The organism is Brevibacillus sp. NRS-1366 (genome assembly GCF_050467985.1).
This window is the reverse complement of record NZ_JBITPN010000070.1, coordinates 1-2,326: the sequence shown is the minus strand read 5'-3', so window position 1 is coordinate 2,326 and position 2,326 is coordinate 1. Positions and strand designations below refer to the sequence as shown.

Genomic DNA, 2,326 nt, shown 5'->3' with positions numbered 1-2,326 from the left:
GTGAACGTCAAATAGGCCCCACCTAGTGATCTAGATGGAAGCCAGGGTATGATAGATGGAGATTAGCGAAGGCGGCAGGTATCCGGTAGTGAAGATGACCACGGCAAAAACGGTTCCAGTGCTTTCGGGTCATGAAGATCCGAAAGCTGCGGCAATTGCTCGAACAGGTACTCGAGGTATCGGAACGGATGCAGCCCATTTTCTTTCGCCGTCTCGATTACACTGTAAATCGCCGCGCTTGCCGCTGCTCCTCTTGGAGTATTTGCGAACAGCCAGTTTTTGCGCCCAATCACAAATGGCTTGATCGAGCGCTCACTGCGGTTGTTGTCCAGCTCCAGACGTCCGTCCTTTAAAAAGGCAGTCAGTTTCTCCCATTGGTTCAGGCTATAAGCGATTGCCTGGCCAATCAGACTTTTGGGCATTGTCCGGGCTCTTTGCTGACGCAGCCATGTAAAGTAAGCATCCAGTACGGGGCGACTTTGTTCTTCTCGTACCTTGTGGCGTTCTTCCGGCGTGGCATCTTTGAGCTTACGCTCAATCGCAAAGAGCTGGTTACAATACGCCAGCCCTTGCGCCGCCACTGATTCCGGATTATCTTTGGCCTGCGGCGCAACTTTCAGTGCTTCATCATATTTACGCCTCGCATGTGCCCAGCAGCCAATCAGCGTGACATCTTTGACTTTGTGGTAACCTGCATAGCCATCGACATGCAAATAACCTTGAAAGCCCGCGAGGAAGTCTCGCGGATGTTCACCGCCACGCGTTCGCTGGTAGTCGTAGACCACGACTGGCTGTGCCTCGCATCCGGTCCGATACAACCACAGATACGAAGCCGTTTCTGCTGCTTTCCCCGGTTCCCGCAACACTTGCAACGTCGTCTCGTCTGCATGCAGTACCTCTTGCTTGAGCAGATATCCTTTCATTTTCGCTACAATCGGCATGAGCCACTTTTCTGCCCCATAGATCATCCAGTTTGCCATCGTTTGACGTGACAACGTATACCCCATACGAGCAAACTGTTGCTCCTGCCTGTGCAACGGCAAGCTGTCCACGTATTTCTGGCACATCACATGTGCCATCGCCGAAGGAGATGCCAAACTCCCCGGATACACGGGCCTTGGCATCGGAGCCGTGACGATCGGGGTTTGTAGTTCATGTCGTTCGCAGTGACGACAGGCATACACCTGTCGTACATGCTGAACGACTTTTACTTGCGGTGGTACCACCGCAATTTCGCTGCGCGTCTCCGTAGTCATCTCGTGCATGGATCCGTTACAGCACGGGCAGATACGCTCGCCTTCTGTAAGCTGGTACGTGACTGTCTCAATAGGCAGTTTGGACAAATCTTCCTTTCGCTTGCCGGACAGTTTGTGACGCTCGTACGTGACCTTTTCCATCTCGGGCTCCTGCCCTTTTGGTGTAGCCAGTACTTCCGCTTCGTTAAACAGGTTCAACTCTAGTTGCTCAGGATGCGTCTTTTCACTGGAAGCGCCGAAGCGCTTCTGCTGCGCCAATCGCCACTGTTCTTCGTACCATTTGAGTTTGGCCGACAATTCGGCATTCTGTTGTTCCAACTGGGCATTTTGCTGTCGGAGTTGTTCGAGAGTGAGGGATTCCGTACTTGTTTTCATACAGGATTTATTCGACAAACCTCAGTGGAATTCCTGCCTAGAGAGCTTCGCTAAATCACCACTTCAGGTGATACAACAGGATGGGCGTGTCGTTGTGATAAGAAAAGACCATCAAGTAACCATCGCAACTCTCGTTGCGAGAGACAAAGGGGAGAATGGCCCGTTGAGGGCCACTGAAATGTTCCACGTTCCAGACGACGATAATAAAGCCAAAAACCCGAGTGATCCCACTGCAGGATTTTGAGCTTGTCCCGCTTCTGGTTGCAAAACACAAACAAAGCGGTGGAAAACGGGTCTAGTGAAAATTGTTCCTGAACGATCGCCGCCAGACCGTCAATGGATTTTCGCAAATCTGTAGTACCACAAGCCAGATATACTTGAGAAGCGCCAGTCAGATTTAGCATTCGGGCACCAATGCGGCAACCACATCACGAAGTAATTGTGGCTCAAAGCCGGGACGTACCGCAATACGTGCAGAACCAACGTGTATCCATAGCGGGTCATGTTCCGTTTTTGGGGCGGTAACGGCAACGGCGCGGAAAGTAGTAAAGGCCGGTGCCGAACGTTGTTGTTTTTGAGTTTTGTATAGCCAATATTTTAACTGATGGATGGCCAGTTTCTGCTCAGCGCACCAGATTTTCATCGTTTGGCCGCTTTCCCGATAGGCTACAATCCGTTTTGCCCATATTTCCTGT

The 2,326-nt window shown here is 51.4% G+C and carries 3 protein-coding genes; all 3 read right to left on the bottom strand.

Annotation, left to right across the window (positions count from 1 at the left end; all coding sequences use genetic code 11):
• Positions 1-62 precede the first annotated feature (62 nt).
• Positions 63-1,631, bottom strand: a complete 1,569-nt coding sequence (gene tnpC / locus ACIFQN_RS35445) for an IS66 family transposase (RefSeq protein ID WP_429837743.1) — start codon at positions 1,629-1,631, stop codon at positions 63-65.
• Between the two features lie 50 nt (positions 1,632-1,681).
• Positions 1,682-2,035, bottom strand: a complete 354-nt coding sequence (gene tnpB / locus ACIFQN_RS35440) for an IS66 family insertion sequence element accessory protein TnpB (protein ID WP_429837742.1) — start codon at positions 2,033-2,035, stop codon at positions 1,682-1,684.
• Positions 2,029-2,326: IS66 family insertion sequence element accessory protein TnpA (tnpA, locus tag ACIFQN_RS35435; RefSeq protein ID WP_429837741.1), on the bottom strand; the 298-nt coding region annotated here is incomplete at its 5' end. The genes tnpA and tnpB, both read right to left, overlap by 7 nt.